Source organism: Variovorax cryoconiti, from assembly GCF_051216395.1.
GTDB lineage: Bacteria > Pseudomonadota > Gammaproteobacteria > Burkholderiales > Burkholderiaceae_C > Variovorax.
This window is the reverse complement of record NZ_JBPJZI010000003.1, coordinates 108,070-128,294: the sequence shown is the minus strand read 5'-3', so window position 1 is coordinate 128,294 and position 20,225 is coordinate 108,070. Positions and strand designations below refer to the sequence as shown.

Here is a 20,225-nt window from a genome sequence, read left to right as displayed (position 1 = left end):
AATTGTGACTAAACGACGCTCAATCTCCTGGCGCATCAGGCGCTTCACCCCGGATCCACCGGGCATATTCCACGGGATAGGCGATCTTGAAGCGTGCCGCCAGCGCCAGCGCCTCGTCGTCGCGGTCCAGCAGCGTGGCGCTTTCGATCAGTTTCGCGGCCACCGTCGGCTCCGGCGAGAAGTGCAAGACGCCTTGCGCCAGGGCGTTCACCGTCGGCGCATTGGCGCGCACCACCGGCGTGAGGGACAGTTCGGCGAACTGCACCTGGCCGGCGAACAGCCAGGAGGCGCGGAGCTTTTCCAGCGTGTGGTCCTGCCAGGGCGGCAGCCGCTCGGCGCGGGCCAGGTAGATCTGGCTGATGCGCAGGTAGTCCCAACCGGTGTAGGCCACCACCGCCACCAGCAGCGCCGTCACCGCGTGCGCTGCGACCGGCCAGGCGCGCCGGCGCGGTGCGGCATGGCCGACCGTGACCGCCGCCCCGATCGCCGGCCAGAGCAGCCCCAGGCAAAGGCCGAACACCAGCTGGAAGGGCCCGTACCACAGCGGGTACTCGAGCAGGCTGTGCAGCACCATCGCACCCAGCACGCCCCAGGCCATCAGCCGCGTGGGGTCGCGCTCGTGCCAGGGCCGGGCGCCCAGCACCAGCGCCATGAAACCGGCGCAGACCGCGACCGCCACGGGAACCCCCAGCTCCACCGCCAGGTGCAGCGGCAGGTTGTGGGCGTTGTCCAGGATCTCGACGAAGCGCGGCCCGGCGTACAGATGGCTGAAGTGCGCGAAGCTGAGCTCGCCCCAGCCCCAGCCGCCCCAGGGGCGCTCGGCGATCAGGTCGAGCACGTTGCGCCACAGCAGCAGGCGGCTGTGGCCTTCGGGCGCGCCTTCGCGCAGGCGGCGCAGCATGTCTTCGACGGCCGGGCCGGCCAGCATCGGCAGCAGGCTGGCGGCGACGAAATAGGCCGGGACCAGCGACAGCAACCCCACCGGGTGCGGCAGCCGCGGGGCCGCGGCCGCTTTGCCGCGACGCTCCCCCCACGCGAGCCCGGCCGCCCCCACGCTGATCGCCAGCCACTGCAGCAGCCCGGTGCGCGAGGTCGACGCGGCGGCGGCGAGCGTCAGCAGCGCCACGCCGCCCCACCACGCCCACCGGCGCCGCCCGCCGAAGTCCACGTGCAGCCACAGCGCCGCGACCAGTGCCATCGAGATCAGCGTGGCGAACTGGTTGCGCTGGCGCAGGTTGCCGTAGGCCTGCCCCACGTCGGGCGCAGTCGTGAAGGGCGCCAGCCAGTCCGCCGCGCCGTAGTACTGCAGCAGCCCGAGCACCGCACTGAGCACGCCGGCGGCGAAGAGCCCAAGCGCCAGCGGCGCCGCGGCGCCACCGCGCGCCCGCGCCCACCCCGCGCCGACCGACGCGGCCACGGCTGCCATCGCCAACGCCACGCAGGCGCCCAGGGTCTGCGACAGATCGTGCCCGCGCCGCAGCGCGATCGACGCGCCCAGGAAGGCCAGCAGCGCCAGCACGCCCCGCGACGGCAGCGCACGCGGGCCGAGCGCCCACAGCGCGGTCGCGCAGGCCCAGGCGACGAGCAGTTGCCAGACGTTGGCGGAGGGGCCGGCGACGAGGGGGGAGAGGAAGGGGAAGGCGATGAGGGCCGCGGGGGCGAAGCCTGGTGCGCCGGCCGATGGGGTGGCGGGCGGGGCGGCGGGGGAGCTCATGGGTCGATTGTGCCGACCGAAAGAGCGAGCTTTTTCCTCACGTCATGGACGAAAGGCGTCGGCGGACGGACAAGCGGTTAACGTTTGCATCCGCGTTCTGGTGACAATTTGTCACTGTTGCCAATTTCAATGCACAAAGGTCATCCAGTGTTCAACGCCATACATCGCCCACTGCGAGCTTCCCGAGGTTTCACATTGATCGAGGTCATGATCGTTGTCGGCATCATCGGCATCCTGGCGGCGATCGCCTTGCCGAGTTATCGCGACTACGTGCTACGCGGGCAGATCGTGGAAGCTCAGAACGCTCTTTCTGCATTGCGCGCCAACATGGAACGGCATTTTCAGGATAACCGGCAGTACACCACGCAGGGGACCTTCACCACGCCGTGCCCGCCCGACGCAACGCCCCTCCACGCCGGCACCTTCGCCATCACCTGCCCAACACTCACGGCGACCACGTTTACTGCGCAAGCCGTCGGAAGTGGTCCCACCAACGGTTTCACGTTCACCATCAATCAGCAGGACACGCGGGCCACGCCCGCTGCCGGAGCCAGCTGGACACTCTGCACCACCGCCTGGGTGACCAAGAAGGGCATGACCTGCCCTGGATCATGAGCCGCCCACGTGCCCGCGCAGCGGGTTTCACCCTCATCGAATTGATGGTCACCATCACGCTGGTGGCCATTCTGGCCATGCTGGCCGCGCCCTCGTTCAGTACCTGGATCAGAAACAGCCAGTTGCGCACGACCGCCGAGGCCTTGCAGAACGGATTGCGCCTGGCACAGGCCGAAGCGCTACGCCGTAACCGCCAAACGGTGTTCTCACTGACCAACAGTGCCTCTCCGGAAGCCAGCCTTACAGCGGTCGCGAACGGACGCTATTGGTCGATCAACACGGTGGTGCTGACCGGAGAAACGACGGACGTCGCTGCGTTCGTGCAGTCGGGCGTGCTGACCAGCACAGGCGTGTCGATCACAGGGCCGGCGTCGATCTGCTTCAGCTCGCTCGGGCGATTGATCGCCAATGCGACCCCCGGCATCGATGGCGCTGATTGCACGGCCAATGCGGCGGTCGACTACAACCTTTCGTTACCCGACACAACCGATACGCGGCGGCTGCGTGTCACCGTTGCGCTGGGTGGTCAAGTTCGCATGTGCGACCGCGACAAGACGCTCTCCGCCAGTCATCCCGATGGGTGTGCGCCATGAGAAAACAACGTTGTCCCCATCTTTTGCCTGCCGAGCGGCCGCAGCGCGGCATGGCTCTTCTTGAAGTGCTGGTGTCGGTACTGCTGTTCTCGCTGGGCATCCTCGGACTGATCGGCCTCCAGGCCCGTGCCATCAACTACTCCGTCGAGGTGGAAGACCGCAACCGCGCTGCCATGCTCGCCAACGAGATCGCCAGCGCAATGTGGCTGGCCAACAGCGTCACGATGGATACCGAAACCGGAACGCCCTCCTGGGCAGACCGTGTCAGCGCGGCCTTGCCAGGTGGCACAGTGGTCGTGGCACCAGAGGCGACCATCCCCAACAGCGCCAATGTGACCATTGACTGGGCGCCGCCCCAGCGCAGGACCAACGAAGCCGCGAGAAGCCGCCTCACCACGCGCGTCACCCTCGCGCCACCTCTATGAAAACTCCTCGCAATCCACTTGACGCGCAACGGGGCGTCACCTTGGTCGAGTTGCTGGTGGCGGTCGTCATCGGTTTGGTGATCGTGCTGGCGGCCACCAACGTGGTGCTGGTCGGCGAAACCCACAAGCGCAGCACCAGCAGCAACAATGACACCAGCCAGAGCGGCGCCTATGTGGCCTATTCACTTGATCGCGCGCTGCGCGGCGCGGGCTCCGGCTTCGCGCTGGCTTGGGATCAAGGCATGTTCGGCTGCCGCTTGAGCGTGGCACGGCTCGTGGGCGGCGCCGCCACCACCATCCTGCCGCGCGCCACAGCGCTGCCTGTTCCCTTCGCAGGTTACCTGGGCGGCGCGTCAGGCATGGCCAATTTGCGCCTGGCACCGGTGCTCATCGGTGACGGTCAATCGGCGGGTGGATCCGACGTTCTGATGGTGATGACCGGCAACAGCCCAGCGGGCGATGTTGCCCGCCCCATTCGATCAGACGTGACAGGCAGCAACAACCTTCGGCTGGACAACACGGTCGGGATGCGCGCAGGCGACATCGGGCTTATCACCCAGCCTGGCGCGACGGACTGCCTTCTTGAACAGGTCGGGCCAACCGACGCGAGCTTTGCTGCTGCAGGCAATGACGTGTTGCCGCTGGGCGGCGACTACCTGAACGCCAGCAGCAACCTGAGCACCATGGCGGCAGGCGGCGCTTCGTTTTTCTCGGTACTGGGCAATCGCAATGCGCCGGGAAGCTTGCAGTTTCAGGTATTCGGCGTGGACACGAACCGCACCCTGTTTTCCTACGATCTGCTGCGTACTGTCGGAGGCGGAACCGATACGGAGGCCCTGCAGGCGCTGGCCGACGGCGTCACTGAATTGCATGCCATGTACGGCATCGATCCTGTCGCGCCGCATACAGGGGCGAACTTGCAATGGGTCGCCCCCACGGGGACGTGGGCCAGCGCCAATGTTTTGGCCAACCCGAACCTTATGCGGCAAATCGTAGCGGTGCGCGTGGCCATCGTGCTGCGCGGGGCGCATTACGAAAAAGAGCCCGTCACGCTGGCGCGTCAGGCGCTATTCGAGGGCACGCCCGGCGCGATCGCGGCTGAGACTTACACCGAAGGCAGCGACAACCAGCACTTCCGCCTGCGGGTGATCGACACCACGATCCCGTTGCGCAACATGCTGCTGCTGGCGACATCATGATGAAGAACCGAAAGTCGAATGGCACAGCGCCTGGCAGGGCAAAACGCCAGCATGGGGTGGTCTTGCTTTTCTGCCTGGTCATCCTCGCCATCCTGATGGCCGGTGGCGTGGCGATCTTGCGATCAATGAACGCGTCGATGTTCAGCGCGGGCAACCTGGCATTCAAGCGCGATCTGGTCAACCAGGGCGAGCAGGCCGTCTCCACTGTGCTGCGTTCGTTCTCCAGCACGGGAGGCCTGGGGTCGGCACTGCAAACAGCCTCCAGTCAACCCCAACTCAACTACAGCGCCATCGAACTGCAGACAAACGATCGCGGCATTCCAAGGCTGTTGCTGCAACGGTCCACAGCCCCCAGTGGCGTTGATGTGGCAGGAAACAGCTTCACGCCGGGCATCGTCGAGGTCAACGGCCGGGACGGCGTGAAGATCCGCTACGTGATCGATCGGCTGTGCAACGCCACGGGAACCTTCGCGACGCTTGGCAAGACCCGTTGTACCTTTTCTCCAACCGCCGCGTCGCAGGTGACGGGCGGCACCGCCGGAGAGGAGCGCCCTCCTGTTCCCCCGCCTGCCATGTACCGCTTGAGCGTACGCGTGGATGGACCTCGCGACACGCAGGTCTTCTTGCAGACATCTTTCAGCAAGCCGGAATAACGGCAAAGAGGCTCCCATGAATAGACGCATTCGACGGGTGGCGGGAAAGCTGCTGCGCGCCAGCATCGCCACCGCCCTGGGCCTTGGTTTGGCCAGTGCCATGATCGTTTCGGCCACCACGCTGGCGGACCAGCCCGTGTTCTCGACATCCAGTGTGCCGGGCAATCTGGCGCTGTCGCTGTCGGTGGAATACCCCACGGTGTCGCGTGTGGCGCACGTCGCCGACTACAGCAGCGCCAGCAGCTTCCTGGGGTATTTCGACCCCGAGAAGTGCTACGAATACGTGCCCGACGCAACGCCGAACGGTGTGCTCACCGACATCACGTTGGGCGACTCCAGTTACTTCAGACCAGTAGGCCGCGCAACCAATCGGACCTGCACCGGGCAATGGAGTGGCAACTTTCTCAATTGGGCCACGCTCACGGCCATCGATCCTTTCCGCTGGGCCATGACGGGTGGGCGTCGCGTCGTCGACACCGCGACCGAAACCATCATCGAAAAAGGTCGGAACGCCGGACAAGGCTACTTCCCCACCCGCGACCAAACGGCCCGCACCGAAGGCCGCGTCCCGCTGAACCAGGTCGCTGGCGCCACGCCGTTCTCGACCGCGACCGCGCTGTCTGTGGAGATCAATGGACGCGGTTTCGCGATGCGGCTCGGCGTCAGTGGTGCAGTCACGCGAACCATGACGGCGTACTACTACAACAACACCACGTTCAGCGGTTCGCCAGTTGTTAGAAACAACGATTCCGCCTATCACGATTGGGGCACCGGCAGCCCCGCAACCGGCATCAATGCCGACAACTTCTCGGCCCGCTTCGAGGGCACCTTTACCGCCCCCGAGACAGGCAACTATGTCTTTCGCACCAACTCGGATGACGGTGTACGCGTCTGGGTGTCGACCAATGGCGGCACCTTCACCACTTGCGGCACCGCGGGGGGCAACTGCGTCATCAACAACTGGATCGACCACGGGCCCATCCTCGACGACTCCGCAGTCATTCCCATGACGGGCGGCCAGCAGTTCAGCGTGCGGGTTGAGTACTACGAAGCAGCCGGCGGCGCCGTCATGCAATTGATGTGGCGCAAGCCGTCTTCCGGCAGCTTCACCACCTTCAGTGACGACTCGGGCACCAACGATTACACGGTGCGCGTGAAGGTGTGCGACCCTTCGGCTGCCGCGGGTGGACTGGAAGGAAACTGCAAGGCCTACGGCAGCAACTACAAGCCCGAGGGGCTGATCCAGCAATACGCCGACAAGATGCGCTACAGCGCCTTCGGTTATCTGAACGACGACAACGAATACCGCGACGGCGCGGTGCTGCGAGCACGGCAGAAGTTCGTCGGGCCCACCTACCCGGTGCCAGGCCAGGTACCAGCGATCAACGCCGGACGCGAGTGGGACGCCAACACCGGCGTCTTCCTGCGCAACCCAGACCCGACCGACGCCACCAACACGACCGCCGCCACGGTGCAGGACAGCGGCGTGATGAACTACCTCAACAAGTTCGGGCAGCTCATGCCTGGAACCTACAAGGCTATCGACCCGGTCAATGAACTGTTTTATGCGGCATTGCGCTACTACCGCAATCTGGGCAACGTGCCCGCCTGGAGCGACATGAGCGGGGCAAGCAACGCTGCCACGCGCACCAAATGGGTCGATGGCTTCCCGGTCATCACCAATTGGGGCGACCCGATCCAGTACTCATGCCAGCGCAATTTCGTGCTGGGCATCGGCGACATCTATACACACCGTGACAAGAACGTGCCCGGCAACACGCTCACCGATCACGAGCCGACCATGCCGACGGAGGTGCGCGCCGACTTCACGAACAACGCAGCTGTCGCGGACGCAGTCACATCTACCAACAAGGTCAAGAGCCTGCAGGGCCTGGGGGAAAACAGGGCAACAGCGGCAACCGGCTCCGCCTACTCCACCGACTACATGGCGGGCATGGCCTATTACGCCAACACCAAGGACATCCGCAGCGACCTGACGGGTAAACAGACCGTGCAGACGTACTGGGTCGACGTGCTGGAGGCGCCTTTCGTGGCCAACAACAAGTTCTACATGGCGGCCAAGTTCGGCGGCCTCAACCAGAAGAAGCTGCCCCTCACCTTCAACCCAGACACCGTGACTGCCGCAAGCATCCCGGACGATTGGTGGACCACCACAGGTGATCTGCTGCCAGGCAACGTCAAACGCCCCGACAACTACTTCACGGCGGGCCGCCCCGACACCATGGTGGCCGGCCTAAAGCAGGCCTTCGAACGCATCTCCGGCGACATCGATGCCTACACCACCTCGTTCTCGCTTTCGAGCGTCGACGCGCAGTCCAGCGGCGTGGCGTCCTATGGCGCCCAATACGATTCGAAGGACTGGACCGGTATCGTGACCGCGACCCAGATCACCTTCGACGCGCAGGGCAACCCGGCACCGGGCGGGGCCACGCTTTGGAGCACCTCCACAACGCTGCCGGCGCAGTTGAATGGCGACGGCTGGCATACCAACCGCCGCATCATGACCTGGAATGGCTCGCTCGGTGTGCCGTTTCGCCTGGACAGCCTGAGTACTGCGCAGGCCAACTCCCTGAACACTTCTTACGGTGGCGGCAGCGACAGGGCCAACTACCTCAACTACCTGCGTGGCGATCGGAGCATGGAGAAGACCGACAGCGACGGGAGTAAGCCCTATCGCAAACGCGCGTTGCTGCTTGGGGACGTCGTCAACTCGAAAGTGACGCCTGTGGGGCCGCCCAGCAAATCCTTCTCGGAATCGATCAATCCGGGCTACACGGCTTTCAAGACGGCCAAGGCGGCGCGGCCGACCATGGTCTACGTCGGGGCCAACGACGGGATGCTGCATGCCTTCAACGGTAGCAACGGGACGGAACAGTTCGCCTACGTGCCCAGCGCCGTCATCAGCGGCCCGAATGGAACGCCGCAGGCCGACGGACTGGCTCAGCTGGGCAGCCCGAACTACCAGCACCATTACTACGTCGATGCGACGCCGAAGGTGTTCGACGTCGACTTCAATCATGCGGGCGGCACTTTCACGACGACCAATGTCGCGACCTCCGATTGGCGCTCCATCCTCATCGGGGGACTCGGTAAGGGCGGGCGCAGCTTCTACGCGATCGACGTGAGCGACCCCACGACCATGACCACCGAAGCGATCGCGGCGGGGAAAGTGCTATGGGAGTTCACCGACCCCACCATGGGCTTCAGTTTCGGCGCACCCAACGTGGTCAAGACCAAGAAGTACGGCTGGGTGGTCGTATTGACCTCGGGCTACAACAACGATGGCGGTGGCGGCAACGGCTACCTTTATTTCGTCAACCCCCGAACTGGGGCCCTTCTGGAGAAGGTCAGCACTGGCAGCGCATCGAACGGGTTGGCACACGCCTCGGCCTACGTCCAGGACTTCAGCGACAACACCGCCGACGCCTTCTACGCCGGCGACCTGGACGGCCAGCTGTGGCGCTTCGATGTGACCGCCGCTCGCGGGACCTCGACGCCTTACCCTGCCGCGACCAAGCTGGTGCAGGCAAGCGATGGGTCGGCGACGCCTGTGGCGCAGCCCATCACCACGCCACCATTGATCGAGATCCAGCCGCAGACCCGCAAGCGCTTCGTGATGTTCGGAACCGGCCAGCTGCTGGACGCCGTCGACATCGGATCGACCCGGGCACAGAGCTTCTACAGCGTGCTGGATGGGACGATCAGCGGCTTCCGCCCCGTGGACGAGACGATGCCGGTTACCCGTTCGCAACTCACCCAGGTCACAAACCTGACCACTGGCGTCACGCTGTCGGCGTCGTCCCGCGGCTGGTACATCGACCTCGGAAACGACGCCGCCACAGGCGTAGGTTGGCGGATGGTGACCAACCCGGCCACATTCAGCGGCATCGTGTCCTTCGCACCGATGCTGACCACGGCCGACGCTTGCAGCCCGTCCGGACGCAGCCGGCTGTACTCGGTGGACCTGGCGACAGGACGGTCAGTGCTTACCGGAATCGGCTACTCCGAATACACCAGCACGATCACGGACATCAAGTTCGTGAACATCGATGGCTCGGTGCGTCAGATCACCGGCACCAACAATGCGGACCGCAAGAAGGAGCCATTTGAGTTGCCTGCAGGCCTGGGTGTGCGGCTGTTGAACTGGCGGGAAGTGCCGACGGTGGATTGATGTCAAGATCGCCGAGCTTGATCGATAGAGGTTCAAGGAATCTTGCCGCTGCTGCAGAGCGTGCGTCCGCACACTAACTCCCCAACTGGGAAGCGCGATGTTGTATCTGCTGCGAAGCGGCCGTCAGGGGACGGCTTGCTGCCAAGCGACTTCCCCAAATGGCGCACGCTGCGTCCGTACTTTGCCAAGTGGAGCGGGCTCTAAACACATCAGGTTGGTGGCTCGCGAGAAACTGGGGCGCAGCGCAAATTGCGGTGCACACAGCCGAGGTGACAGACCGCAGGAGTGCTGTAGGCGATGCGCCATTGCGGAGCCTGAGCCAGGTGCCAAGCCACTGAGTACAGCGGCTGCGTGGGACGGCCCTTTGCGCTGGGAGTGGAGGAGATACTGGGCCAGCACCTCACAGTGCAGATCGCCGAGCGCAGCAAGCCTCACATGCCTAGAGCGCTGGGTGGTCGAGCGCAGCGTTGCTTGGCTGGAGACGAACGGGCGACCGTAGAAAAACTGCGAACCCAAGCTCAACACCAGCCTGCAGTTTGTTCACCTGACATTCGGGCATCCTGCTCAGGAGCGCAGGGCGGTTTCTTAGGAAGCCCAGCTAGGTGTGAACGACTGTCGTGCCGAACACTTCAAGTGACAGGCCCAAAAAAAGCCGCCTAAAGGCGGCTGATCGTGAGAGCCTAGCGTCAGGCGCGGCAGGATGCCGGCAGGAATTTCGGCAGGATGGGGTTAGTGGCAGCGGGGCGGCATTGCCAATTGATCGAGCCGCCTTGAGGAACAGTGGAAGAGCCACCCGATCCAGGTGTCGTCGTAGTCGGGGCAGTTCCGGCGGTTCCCACGAGCGCAGCAGCACCAGAGGTGGGGGTCAGCGTCAAACTGTTGGCGGTCGTAGGCCCAACACGCGTGGTGTAAGTGATCGTAATGGCACCAGTGGTCGCATCGATGGCGACGGCAGACACATTGTCAGTCGCGGTCGGAACTGTCCAACCAGAATAGAAACTGGCCCCTTGAGCCGCATTTTCAGCGACGGCAGTTTTCGCACCGGAAGCCAATGCCAGACCTTCCGTTACACGTGCTCGCACCGTGTAATCCTGATATGCCGGCAGAGCCACGGCAGCCAAGATACCAATGATCGCCACAACGATCATCAACTCGATCAGGGTGAAACCCTTTTGCACGTTGCGTGCGATGGAACGACGGTTCATTACTTACTCCAGGTTGGTTGACGGGGCCCGGGTCGCCCCCGGTGCGGTCTTCTAACCGCAGCTACTGTGCCAACCACCTGAAGCGCCGTCAGGCCCGTGCAGACGTGCAGTTCTTCACGTTTCACTTACATGATGTGACAGATCGCGTTGCTTTGAGGCCTCATGCCCTGACAAATCCTGTCACTCCTGCCGAAAGTGTCGATGGCAGCGCCTTCGACTGCGCTGTCCGACTCAGACGGTCAGCACGCTCGCCGTCTGCAGCCACCGGATGTCGTGCTCCGCCACGCCACGCGCTTGCCAGTCCGCGGTGATGGCGTCGATCTGGCTCATGATTTCGCCGGTCTCGGCTGGCTTGGTGTGGGTGATGTAGATCGGGTATTGCCGGCCGGGGGCGATATGGGCGAGCTCGTCGACCAGGCTGGCGGGTGACAGGTGCAGGCTGCGCTGGGCCAGGGCCTGTTCCCGGTCGCTGAAGGCGGTCTCGATGACGAGCATGGCCACGTCGAGCGCGTTCACGCGTTCCCAGAAGGGCGGGTTGCGTTCGGTGTCGCCGGTAAAGACCCAGTGCGGGCCCTGGCTCGCGGCGCAGCGCACGGCGTAGCCGCAGGCGGGCACGGTGTGCACGGCGGGCAGCACCTCGATGGCCTTGGGGCGGCGGCTGCCGAGCTGCAGGGTCTGGCCGACGGCGATGTCGTGGAAGCTGACGAAGGGCGCCTCGCGGCTGGGGATGCTGGCGAAGTCGGGCCAGATGACGTTGTTGAAGACGTGGGCACGCAGCGCCTCGATGGTGGCGCGCAGCGCATGCACCCGCAGCGGCTGTACCCGGCGGGAGGCGATGGCGTCGATCATGAGCGGCAGGGCCGCGATGTGGTCGAGGTGCGAATGCGTGAGCAGCACGTCGTCGATGCCGGCCATCTGCTCGAGCGTGAGGTCGCCGACGCCGGTGCCGGCGTCGACGAGAAGGTCGTCGTCGACCAGAAAGGATGTCGTGCGGCAGTCTTTGGCGATGGCGCCAGAACAGCCGAGCACACGCACCTGCATTGTGTAAGACCCTTGGTTACTTGGTATCGAAGCGGATTGCGCCGTCCCAGTTCGGGTCTTTGGGCTGCAATGCCATGGAGGCTAAACGCTTCGCGTAAAGCTGGTAAAGGACTTTTTTCGTATCCGCGGCCAGCAAAGGCGCCAGCAGGGTCCGCCCTTCCGCCCATTGCTGCGCGCGGTAAGCCGAAAGCACCAATGCCCATCGCTCGAGCTGTGCCCGCTGCGCCACACCCACGTCGCCGCCGCGCCCGACCGGCGTGAAGATGGCCACGGCATGGGCCTTGCCGCGGACGTAGACCCGGTCGAGTTCCTGCCAGACATAGGCGGGCACGGCCTTCCGCGTGGTTTCGGCGACCAGGATCTGCGTGCCGTAGTGGCTGCTGAGGCTCTCGAGCCGAGCGGCCAGGTTGACGGCGTCGCCGACGACCGTGTAGCTGCGGCGCACGGCGGAGCCCATGTCGCCGACGCTCATGACGCCGGTGTTGAGGCCAATGCCCACGCTGATCTGGGGGCGCCCGGTGCCGCGGTGGGTGCGGTTGATTTCCTGCACGGCCGCGACCATCTCGATCGCCGCCTGGACAGCCAGGGTCGCATGGTGCGGCGTGTCGACCGGCGCGCCCCAGAAGGCCATGACGCAATCACCCATGTACTTGTCGACCGTGCCACGGTGGGCGTTGATGATGTCGGTGAGCCGGCTGAAGACGGCATTGAGAAAAGCCTGCAGCTCGGTCGGCGCCATCGACTCGGACAGCTGCGTGAAGCCGCGCATGTCGCAGAACATCACCGTGAGTTCCTTGCTCTCGGCCCGCATGCTGTAGCGCTCGGGGCGGGCGAGCATTTCGTCGACCAGCTGCGGCGGCACATAGGTGCCGAAGAGCCGTGCCAGGCTGCGCCGGGCGCGCGCCTCGACGAAGTAGCCCCAGCTCATGTTGAGCACGAAGGCCATGGCCATCATCATCAGCGCGACCGCCAGGGGCAGCACCAGCCCGAAGCTGGCGAACAGCACGGCGTTCAGGCCGACCACCACGGTGCCGACGGCCGCACCCAGCAGCACGGCACGCGACGCAGGCAGCATCGACATGCCGAGGGCCAGCGTGAGCCCGGCGATGAGCAGCACCAGCACGTCGTAGCCGGGGGCGTAGTCGGGCACGAAGGGCAACCGGCCATCGAGCAGGCCGGAGATGATGTTGGCGTGCACTTCCACGCCAGGGAAGGCTGCGCCTACCGGTGTCGCGCGAAGGTCCTGCAAGCCTGGCGCCGTGGCGCCGACCAGGACGATCTTGTCCTTGAACTCGGCGGGCGCGAGCTTGCCGGCCAGCACGTCCGCCGCGGCCACGTAGCGGAACGACCCGCCGCGCGCGCCGCCGGGCCCGCGGTAGGGCACGAGCAGGCTGGCGCTCTGGTCGACGGGCACCCGCAACTGCGGCGCTGCCGGCGTGCCCAGCACGACCGCCTCGAGCAGGACCGGCGAGTGCTGCAGGGCGTTCGGCGTGAACGCCGGCCGGACCGGCGGCGCGCCCTTCGCCAGCCGATAGACGGCCAAGGCCAGGGACTCGTAGAAGCCCGGCGCCGCCGCGTCGCCGTCATAGCGCGCGAGCAACGGCGCGGCGCGCACCACACCGTCTTCGCTGGATTCGATCAGCACATTGATGAAGCCGCTGGCCGGCGCCGCGGTGGCCAGCGGCGCGATGCTGCCGGCGAAACCGTTCCAGCGCGTGGCGTAGGCCTGACCGCGCGGGAAGGCCTCGGTGGACAGCACCGGTGCCGGGAGCATGCCCTTGGCATGCGGCTTGTCGGTCTGCGTGAAGTAATAGCCGAGCGACACGCGCTGCCTGGCCAGCGACTGCGCGAAGGTGACGTCGTAGTCGAGGCTCGGCGCAATGCGCTCCAGCGCCACGGCGAAGGCCGGGTTGTCCTTCAGCGCTCCCTCGGCCAGGCCGCGCAGGGTCGCAAGACCGGAGCTGCCGTCGGCTTCGACGAAGAGCACGTCATAGCCGAGCACCGCCGCCTGCTGCCGGCTCATGAGCTCGTCGGTCAGGCGCGCCAGCTTGTCGCGGCTCCACGGCCACTGGCCCAGTTGCTGGAGACTGGGGTCGTCGATGTCGACGATGACGATGCGGGGGTCGAGCGTGCGCGGCATGGTCAGCCGCAGCCGTGCGTCGTAGATGAAGTTGTCGAAGGGTTCGACGAAGGGGGAGCGCCACGCGCCCGTTGCATGGGCCAGCGCCATGACCACGGGAACCAGCGTGATGAGGATCCGCAGCCAGTGCTGGCGCAGCGCTTTCATGGCGCGCAGCGCCGATCTCGGTGGGGCCGCGCCGCCTCAGGCGTGGACGAACTGCATGCGCGTGCCGCCCAGCTCGAGCACGTCACCGTCCTGCAGGGCGACGGCCTCGTTGCCCAGCAGCTCGCCATTGAGCGTGGTGCCACCGTCGATCGGAGCGACGACATAGCCGTGCAGGCGCCGCGTGACGGCAGCGACTGCCACACCCGGCTTGCCGATGGTGGTGACGACCTTTTCCAGGGACATTTCGCGTCCGGCGCCGACGCCGGAGAGGACGCGGATGGCGGCCGCAGCGACCGGCCCGCCCAGCGGCGACGACACGGTGGGCGCGCTCGACAGGGGAATGGGCCCGGAGGCAATGGGCGGCCCGACGCGGACCGGCCCGCTCGCGACAGCGCCCGGCTCGCCGCCGGCCAGGTAGCGGATCTTGTACTTGCCGACCTCGATGACGTCGTTGTTCTCCAGCGCCTGCTTCTTGATGGCGCGGGCATTGACGTACGTGCCGTTGGTGCTGTTGAGGTCTTCAAGGTAGACGTCGCCGCCGATCATGTGCAGCACGGCATGCTCGCCGCTGATCGCCAGATTGTCGATCACGATGTCGTTGTAAGGCCGCCGACCCAACGTGGTCCGGTCCTTTGCGAGCGTCACTTCTTTGATGACAACCCCATCGATCGAAACGATCATTTTCGGCATGGCCGACTCCTGAACTGCCTGTTTGTATCAGCGGGCCTGCGGAACGGCAGATTCCTGGGCCTCTTTACCCCTGGGCTCGCACCGATTCGTCACCGGCAGCCCGTGCGAGGACGACCGAAATATTGTCCCTGCCACCATTGTCGTTCGCAGCTGCAACCAAAAGTAGTGCTTTCTGCGATAAGTCGCAGTTTTGTAACAGAAGCGTGCAAATCTCCGCGTCGCTCACCATCTCGCTCAAGCCATCGGAGCAAAGCAGGTACAGGTCACCGACCTGCGCCTCGTGGTCGTGCATCTCCAGGTCGACCGAAGGCTCGATGCCCATCGCGCGGGTGACGAGGTTGCGGTGTGGCGACTGCGCCGCCTGCGCCAGCGTGATGAGGCCGGCATCCAGTTGCTCCTGCAGCAACGAGTGATCGCGCGTCAGCAGGTCGAGCCGACCGTCCCGCAACCGGTAGCAGCGCGAGTCGCCGATGTGGCCGACCACCACCCGCTGCGGCCCGAAGGCGCCCAGCACCAGCGTCGTGCCCATGCCCTGGAGTTGCATGTTCGCAACGCCGGCTTCGAGAATCGCGGCGTTGGCCTCGTCCGTGCCTGCCTGCAGGGCGCGCTTGATGGCGCGCACATGCGCGTCGACGCCCGCATGCGCCAGCCAGCGCCCGAAGCTGGCCTGCAGCAGGGCGATCGCCATGCCGCTGGCCACTTCGCCGCCGTTGTAGCCGCCCATGCCGTCGGCCAGGATGGCCAGGCCGAGGGAGGCGTCGAAGGCAATCGCATCCTCGTTGTTGGCGCGAACCCGCCCCGCGTCGGTGAGCGCCGCGAAATCCCATGACCGGATGCTGTCCTGGAGGGACGAAGGAGTGGGATCGGGGCGGTTCATTGAAGAGCTACGACAAGGGGCGCGTGCGGTGCGTCAGTGTGCAGGCCTGTGGGCAGCGCGGCGCCCGAGCCAGCGCCCGACGAACACCACGAAGGCGGCACCGGCCGCCGCAGCCGCATAGTGGAGCCACGGGTTGGCGGCCAGCACATCGCGCAGGAAGACATCGCTGACGATGGTTTCGCCGCCGACCCAACCGATGAGGGCCGCGCCGAGCATCACGATGATGGGGAAACGTTCCATCAGCTTGATCATGAGCGTGCTGCCGAAAATCACCAAGGGAATGCTGATGGCCAGGCCCAGGATCAGCAGCGTGGTGTCGCCCTGTGCCGCGGCCGCCACAGCGATCACGTTGTCCAGGCTCATCACCAGGTCGGCGATCAGGATGGTGCGCACGGCCGCCATCAGGCTGCCGTATTCCTTGCCCTCGCCGTCGCCCTCTTCCTCGTCACCCAGCAACTGCAGACCGATCCACAGCAGCAGCAGGCCGCCGACGATCTGCAGGAAAGGCAGCGCCAGCAGCTTGGCCGCCACCACCGTCAGCACGATCCGCAGCACCACGGCCGCGCCCGAGCCGAAGAGCACGGCTTTTTTCTGCTGCTCGGGCGGCAGCGAGCGGGCGGCCAGCGCGATCACCACCGCGTTGTCGCCCGAAAGAATGATGTTGATCCAGACAATCTTGATCAGGCCGATCCAGAAGTCGGCGCTTTGAAGGAGTTCCATGTCTCTATTCCACTGTTATGTATAGAAAAAGCGCCCGCAATATGGATTGCGAGCGCTCTTCGTTTGTGTGTGGGACGGGACGCGAGTCTTACAGCTTGGCCTTGAGCAGCTTGGCCAGTTCCGAGAAGTTGCGCGTCACGGTGAAGCCCGACTCTTCCATGATGGCGAGCTTGGCATCGGCCGTGTCGGCACCGCCCGAGATCAGCGCGCCGGCGTGGCCCATGCGCTTGCCCGGAGGCGCCGTGACACCGGCGATGAAGCCGACCACCGGCTTCTTCATGTTCAGCTTGCACCAGCGGGCCGCGTCGGCTTCGTCCGGGCCGCCGATTTCGCCGATCATGATGACGGCGTCGGTGTCCGGATCGTCGTTGAAGGCCTGCATCACATCGATGTGCTTGAGGCCATTGATCGGGTCGCCGCCGATGCCGACTGCCGACGATTGGCCCAGGCCGATTTCGGTCAGCTGTGCCACGGCTTCATAGGTCAGCGTGCCCGAGCGCGAGACCACGCCGATGCGACCCTTGCGGTGGATGTGACCCGGCATGATGCCGATCTTGATTTCGTCGGGCGTGATCAGGCCGGGGCAGTTCGGGCCGAGCAGCAGCGTCTTCTTGCCGCCGGCGGCTTCCTTGGCCTTCATCTTGTTGCGCACTTCGAGCATGTCCTTGACCGGAATGCCTTCGGTGATGCAGATGGCCATGTCCAGGTCGGCTTCGACGGCTTCCCAGATCGCGGCAGCGGCGCCCGGAGGCGGCACGTAGATCACCGACACGGTCGCGCCGGTCTGCGATGCGGCTTCCTTGACGGAACCGAAGATTGGGATGCCGAAGATCGACTCGCCGGCCTTCTTCGGGTTCACACCGGCGACGAAGGCGTTCTTGCCGTTCGCGTATTCCTGGCACTTTTCCGTGTGGAATTGACCGGTCTTACCGGTGATGCCCTGGGTGATGACCTTGGTGTCTTTGTTGATGTAGATCGACATGACTTGTTCCTTACTTGGCGACTGCCGCAACCACTTTTTGGGCCGCGTCGGCCATCGTGTCGGCGCTGATGATGGGCAGGCCCGAATCGGCCAGCATCTTCTTGCCTTCGACTTCGTTCGTGCCCTTCATGCGCACGACCAGCGGCACGGAGAGGTTCACGGCCTTGCAGGCTGCGATCACGCCGGTGGCGATGGTGTCGCACTTCATGATGCCGCCGAAGATGTTGACCAGGATGCCCTTGACGTTCTTGTTCTTGAGCATGATCTTGAAGGCTTCGGTCACCTTCTCGGGGGTGGCACCGCCGCCCACGTCCAGGAAGTTGGCCGGCTCGCCGCCGAACAGCTTGATGGTGTCCATGGTGGCCATCGCCAGGCCGGCGCCGTTCACCAGGCAGCCAATGTTGCCGTCGAGCGAGATGTAGGCCAGGTCGAACTTCGAGGCTTCGACTTCGGCCGCGTCTTCTTCGTCGAGGTCGCGCAGCGCCACGATTTCAGGGTGGCGAAACAGCGCGTTCGGGTCGAAGTTGAACTTCGCGTCCAGCGCCATCACGTTGCCCTTGCTGTCACGGTTGAGCGGGTTGATCTCGACCAGCGAGGCGTCCGTCTCCATGTAGCAGGTGTAGAGCTTCTTGAGGATGTCGACGGTCTGCGCGGTCGAATCGGCCGGCATGCCGATGCCGTCGGAGATTTCCTTGGCTTGCGCGTCGGTCAGGCCCAGCTGCGGGTCGGCGAAGACCGTGATGATCTTCTCGGGCGACGAATGCGCCACCTCCTCGATGTCCATGCCGCCTTCGCTCGACGCGATGAACGCGACCTTCTGGGTCGCGCGGTCGGTCACGGCGGAAATGTAATATTCCTTGTTGATGTCGGCGCCGTCTTCGATGTAGAGGCGGCGGACCTTCTGGCCTTCGGGGCCGGTCTGGTGCGTGATCAACTGCATGCCCAGGATTTCGCCGGCGATGCGCTTCACGTCCTCGATGGTCTTGGCGACCTTGACGCCGCCGCCCTTGCCGCGGCCGCCCGCGTGAATCTGGGCCTTGACCACCCACACGGGGCCGCCAAGTTTCTGGGCGGCCTCGACCGCCTCCTGGACCGTGTATGCCGGAATGCCGCGCGGCACGGGCACGCCGAACTTGGCAAGAATTTCCTTGCCTTGGTACTCGTGAATCTTCATGAGGTGTCTCTCGGAACGGAGGTTGAAAACAGGAGAGGGATGTGGCTGTTGTTCACGGGCCACGGCGCACCGGAGGGCGGGGGCGGGAACAACAGGCGACTGTATCATGGTGCGCCGCACCAACGGCGCGCGTGCGCCTGCGGTCATCACGTAGCCCTCAATCGGTAAAAACACCATGGCCAAGGTCTTCATCGACGGCGAAGCCGGCACCACCGGCCTCCAGATTCGCGAGCGGCTCGCGAAGATGCCCCAGATCGAACTCGTCAGCATCGCGCCCGAGCTGCGAAAAGACGCGAACGCCAAGCGTGACCTGATGGCCGGCGTCGACCTCGTCATCCTCTGCCTGCACGACGACGCGGCCATCGAATCGGTCGCGCTCATCGACCAGCTCCCTGGCAAGAAGCCCAAGATCATCGACGCCTCGACGGCGCACCGCACGCATGCCGACTGGGTGTTCGGCTTTCCCGAGCTGGTCGAAGGCCACTGGCAGGCCGTCGCGAAGGCGCAGCGCGTGGGCAACCCGGGCTGCTACGCCACCGGCGCCATCGCCATCGTTCGCCCGCTGGTCGATGCCGGCCTGCTGCCCAAGGACTTCCCCATTGCCCTGCCCTCGGTCAGCGGCTATTCGGGCGGCGGCCGCACCATGATCGAGGCCTATGAAAAGGGCGAGGCGCCGCCCTTCGAAACCTACGCGCTGGGCCTCAAGCACAAGCACATCCCCGAGATCATGAAGTTCACCGGGCTCACGCGCCGGCCGGTGTTCATCCCGTCGGTGGGCAACTTCAAGCAGGGCATGCTGGTGCAGCTGCCGCTGCACCTGGACGACCTGCCGGGCAAGCCCCAGGCCGGCGACCTGCACGACGTGTTGGCCGCGCACTATGCGCAGAGCAACACGCCGGAGAAGTACGTCGCGGTGCTGCCACCGACGCCGGACGGCAAGCTCGAGCCCACGGCGCTGAACGACACGAACCAGCTCGAGCTGCGGGTGTTCCCGAATGAGGACCATCGCCATGCCGTGGTGATCGCCCGGCTCGACAACCTGGGCAAGGGCGCCAGCGGCGCCGCGGTGCAGAACCTGAAGCTGATGCTGGGGCTCTGAGCCCTCCGCTCAAGTCCGCTCCGCTCACCACACGAGCCAGAGGCCGATGCCGAGCAGCACGGCATGCGCTGCGAGGGCGATGTAGAGCGGCGTGCGCGATGGCGTTGCCAGGCCGTTCAGCGTCTCGGCAATGCGGCGTGTGAGCAATTCGCGCAGCGCCGGATCCGTCGGCTTGTCGACGCCGGGTGGCGTGGGCTGATCGGGCATGTCGGCGCGCGCCTGTTGCCACTCCGTCAACGTGTCGGACAGCGGCAGACGCTTCAGCACGAAGGCGATCACGGCGCGGACTGCCCGCCCTTTCCCCAGCATCGGCGCCACCTGGCTGCAGAGCTGGTCGAGCGACAGCCCATCGGCCGTTCGCTGGAGCGCACCATGCGTGCGCGGCATGGCTTCGATGCGGCTGGCGATCGCGATGGCGAGTCGCTGCGACATCGCATCGCCATGGTCGGCCACCACCTTCTGCATGGCCTTGCGGCGACCGTTCGCGACGCCGACCATCACGTAGAGCGGAATGAAGCAGATGAGCAGCGTGGCCACCAGCAACGGGGGTGACACCAGCAGCGCCAGCGCTGCACCGGCGCCACCCGCGCGCGCAGCAGGCGCGCCCGGCCCGTTCAGTTGCGTGACGTAGAACGCGAACACGCCGCCACCCAGCACGAAGGCGAGCACGAGGCCCTGGATGGCCGAGCCGGCGAAGGCGGCACCGGCCTTCAGCCCGGTGCGCGCGATGGACGGCGCGGCATTGGAATTCGATGACAT

Annotated in this window: 17 protein-coding genes and 1 pseudogene; 8 read left to right on the top strand and 10 right to left on the bottom strand. The window is 65.3% G+C overall.

Annotated elements, in window-relative coordinates:
- Positions 1–19: 19 nt before the first annotated feature.
- Entirely contained in the window at positions 20–1,714 is a 1,695-nt protein-coding gene (locus tag ACSFA2_RS09745; protein WP_435455127.1) for a PglL family O-oligosaccharyltransferase, read from the bottom strand.
- A gap of 129 nt (positions 1,715–1,843) precedes the next feature.
- Here ACSFA2_RS09745 and ACSFA2_RS09740 point away from each other — a divergent pair, with 129 nt between their 5' ends.
- From ACSFA2_RS09740 to ACSFA2_RS09710, 7 genes and pseudogenes are all read left to right on the top strand, one after another.
- On the top strand, positions 1,844–2,329 hold the full coding sequence (locus ACSFA2_RS09740) for a type IV pilin protein (RefSeq protein WP_435455496.1): 486 nt from the start codon (positions 1,844–1,846) through the stop codon (positions 2,327–2,329).
- Positions 2,326–2,922 carry a pilus assembly FimT family protein gene (locus ACSFA2_RS09735; RefSeq protein WP_435455126.1) on the top strand — a complete coding sequence of 199 codons (597 nt, stop codon included), beginning with the start codon at positions 2,326–2,328 and terminating at the stop codon, positions 2,920–2,922. Before ACSFA2_RS09740 ends, ACSFA2_RS09735 begins: the two co-directional genes overlap by 4 nt.
- On the top strand, positions 2,919–3,347 hold the full coding sequence (gene pilV / locus ACSFA2_RS09730; RefSeq protein WP_435455125.1) for a type IV pilus modification protein PilV: 429 nt from the start codon (positions 2,919–2,921) through the stop codon (positions 3,345–3,347). Before ACSFA2_RS09735 ends, pilV begins: the two co-directional genes overlap by 4 nt.
- A complete protein-coding gene (locus ACSFA2_RS09725) occupies positions 3,344–4,546 on the top strand; it encodes a PilW family protein (RefSeq protein WP_435455124.1) in 1,203 nt (400 codons plus the stop codon). The genes pilV and ACSFA2_RS09725 overlap by 4 nt, the downstream gene beginning before the upstream one ends.
- Positions 4,543–5,199 (top strand): pilus assembly PilX family protein, encoded by a 657-nt coding sequence (locus ACSFA2_RS09720; RefSeq protein ID WP_435455123.1) that lies wholly within the window; start codon positions 4,543–4,545, stop codon positions 5,197–5,199. Before ACSFA2_RS09725 ends, ACSFA2_RS09720 begins: the two co-directional genes overlap by 4 nt.
- Before the next feature lie 16 nt (positions 5,200–5,215).
- Entirely contained in the window at positions 5,216–9,391 is a 4,176-nt protein-coding gene (locus tag ACSFA2_RS09715) for a PilC/PilY family type IV pilus protein (RefSeq protein ID WP_435455122.1), read from the top strand.
- A gap of 94 nt (positions 9,392–9,485) precedes the next feature.
- Positions 9,486–9,887 (top strand): annotated as a pseudogene (locus tag ACSFA2_RS09710) (transposase family protein); the annotation flags it as partial.
- A gap of 190 nt (positions 9,888–10,077) precedes the next feature.
- On the opposite strand, the gene ACSFA2_RS09705 reads toward ACSFA2_RS09710, so the two are convergent.
- From ACSFA2_RS09705 to sucC, 8 genes are all read right to left on the bottom strand, one after another.
- Positions 10,078–10,596: a pilin gene (locus tag ACSFA2_RS09705; protein WP_435455121.1), complete on the bottom strand. Its 519-nt coding sequence runs from the start codon at positions 10,594–10,596 to the stop codon at positions 10,078–10,080.
- Between the two features lie 231 nt (positions 10,597–10,827).
- Complete coding sequence (locus tag ACSFA2_RS09700; protein ID WP_435455120.1) at positions 10,828–11,637, bottom strand: 3',5'-cyclic-nucleotide phosphodiesterase; 810 nt, start codon at positions 11,635–11,637, stop codon at positions 10,828–10,830.
- A 16-nt stretch (positions 11,638–11,653) separates the two neighbouring features.
- Positions 11,654–13,924, bottom strand: a complete 2,271-nt coding sequence (locus ACSFA2_RS09695) for a CHASE2 domain-containing protein (protein WP_435455119.1) — start codon at positions 13,922–13,924, stop codon at positions 11,654–11,656.
- A 36-nt stretch (positions 13,925–13,960) separates the two neighbouring features.
- Positions 13,961–14,614, bottom strand: a complete 654-nt coding sequence (locus tag ACSFA2_RS09690) for an FHA domain-containing protein (protein WP_435455118.1) — start codon at positions 14,612–14,614, stop codon at positions 13,961–13,963.
- Between the two features lie 64 nt (positions 14,615–14,678).
- Complete coding sequence (locus tag ACSFA2_RS09685; RefSeq protein ID WP_435455117.1) at positions 14,679–15,491, bottom strand: Stp1/IreP family PP2C-type Ser/Thr phosphatase; 813 nt, start codon at positions 15,489–15,491, stop codon at positions 14,679–14,681.
- A 33-nt stretch (positions 15,492–15,524) separates the two neighbouring features.
- On the bottom strand, positions 15,525–16,211 hold the full coding sequence (locus tag ACSFA2_RS09680; protein ID WP_435455116.1) for a TerC family protein: 687 nt from the start codon (positions 16,209–16,211) through the stop codon (positions 15,525–15,527).
- Between the two features lie 88 nt (positions 16,212–16,299).
- Complete coding sequence (sucD, locus tag ACSFA2_RS09675) at positions 16,300–17,193, bottom strand: succinate--CoA ligase subunit alpha (RefSeq protein ID WP_435455115.1); 894 nt, start codon at positions 17,191–17,193, stop codon at positions 16,300–16,302.
- A gap of 10 nt (positions 17,194–17,203) precedes the next feature.
- The gene (sucC, locus tag ACSFA2_RS09670; RefSeq protein ID WP_435455114.1) at positions 17,204–18,367 is read right to left on the bottom strand and encodes an ADP-forming succinate--CoA ligase subunit beta; all 1,164 of its coding nucleotides are present in this window, start codon (positions 18,365–18,367) and stop codon (positions 17,204–17,206) included.
- Positions 18,368–18,542: 175 nt separating this feature from the next.
- Between sucC and argC the strand changes: the two genes are divergently transcribed.
- Positions 18,543–19,466: an N-acetyl-gamma-glutamyl-phosphate reductase gene (argC, locus tag ACSFA2_RS09665; protein WP_435455113.1), complete on the top strand. Its 924-nt coding sequence runs from the start codon at positions 18,543–18,545 to the stop codon at positions 19,464–19,466.
- 24 nt (positions 19,467–19,490) lie between these two features.
- Here the strand turns inward: argC and ACSFA2_RS09660 are convergent, their stop codons facing one another.
- Complete coding sequence (locus ACSFA2_RS09660) at positions 19,491–20,225, bottom strand: hypothetical protein (RefSeq protein WP_435455112.1); 735 nt, start codon at positions 20,223–20,225, stop codon at positions 19,491–19,493.

What these genes read in the sequence shown, in the direction of transcription:
- ACSFA2_RS09745 (WP_435455127.1), bottom strand. Translation starts at nt 1,714, where the DNA reads ATGAGCTCCCCCGCCGCCCCGCCCGCCACCCCATCGGCCGGCGCACCA.
- ACSFA2_RS09740 (WP_435455496.1), top strand. Translation starts at nt 1,844, where the DNA reads ATGCACAAAGGTCATCCAGTGTTCAACGCCATACATCGCCCACTGCGA.
- ACSFA2_RS09735 (WP_435455126.1), top strand. Translation starts at nt 2,326, where the DNA reads ATGAGCCGCCCACGTGCCCGCGCAGCGGGTTTCACCCTCATCGAATTG.
- pilV (WP_435455125.1), top strand. Translation starts at nt 2,919, where the DNA reads ATGAGAAAACAACGTTGTCCCCATCTTTTGCCTGCCGAGCGGCCGCAG.
- ACSFA2_RS09725 (WP_435455124.1), top strand. Translation starts at nt 3,344, where the DNA reads ATGAAAACTCCTCGCAATCCACTTGACGCGCAACGGGGCGTCACCTTG.
- ACSFA2_RS09720 (WP_435455123.1), top strand. Translation starts at nt 4,543, where the DNA reads ATGATGAAGAACCGAAAGTCGAATGGCACAGCGCCTGGCAGGGCAAAA.
- ACSFA2_RS09715 (WP_435455122.1), top strand. Translation starts at nt 5,216, where the DNA reads ATGAATAGACGCATTCGACGGGTGGCGGGAAAGCTGCTGCGCGCCAGC.
- ACSFA2_RS09705 (WP_435455121.1), bottom strand. Translation starts at nt 10,596, where the DNA reads ATGAACCGTCGTTCCATCGCACGCAACGTGCAAAAGGGTTTCACCCTG.
- ACSFA2_RS09700 (WP_435455120.1), bottom strand. Translation starts at nt 11,637, where the DNA reads ATGCAGGTGCGTGTGCTCGGCTGTTCTGGCGCCATCGCCAAAGACTGC.
- ACSFA2_RS09695 (WP_435455119.1), bottom strand. Translation starts at nt 13,924, where the DNA reads ATGAAAGCGCTGCGCCAGCACTGGCTGCGGATCCTCATCACGCTGGTT.
- ACSFA2_RS09690 (WP_435455118.1), bottom strand. Translation starts at nt 14,614, where the DNA reads ATGCCGAAAATGATCGTTTCGATCGATGGGGTTGTCATCAAAGAAGTG.
- ACSFA2_RS09685 (WP_435455117.1), bottom strand. Translation starts at nt 15,491, where the DNA reads ATGAACCGCCCCGATCCCACTCCTTCGTCCCTCCAGGACAGCATCCGG.
- ACSFA2_RS09680 (WP_435455116.1), bottom strand. Translation starts at nt 16,211, where the DNA reads ATGGAACTCCTTCAAAGCGCCGACTTCTGGATCGGCCTGATCAAGATT.
- sucD (WP_435455115.1), bottom strand. Translation starts at nt 17,193, where the DNA reads ATGTCGATCTACATCAACAAAGACACCAAGGTCATCACCCAGGGCATC.
- sucC (WP_435455114.1), bottom strand. Translation starts at nt 18,367, where the DNA reads ATGAAGATTCACGAGTACCAAGGCAAGGAAATTCTTGCCAAGTTCGGC.
- argC (WP_435455113.1), top strand. Translation starts at nt 18,543, where the DNA reads ATGGCCAAGGTCTTCATCGACGGCGAAGCCGGCACCACCGGCCTCCAG.
- ACSFA2_RS09660 (WP_435455112.1), bottom strand. Translation starts at nt 20,225, where the DNA reads ATGTCATCGAATTCCAATGCCGCGCCGTCCATCGCGCGCACCGGGCTG.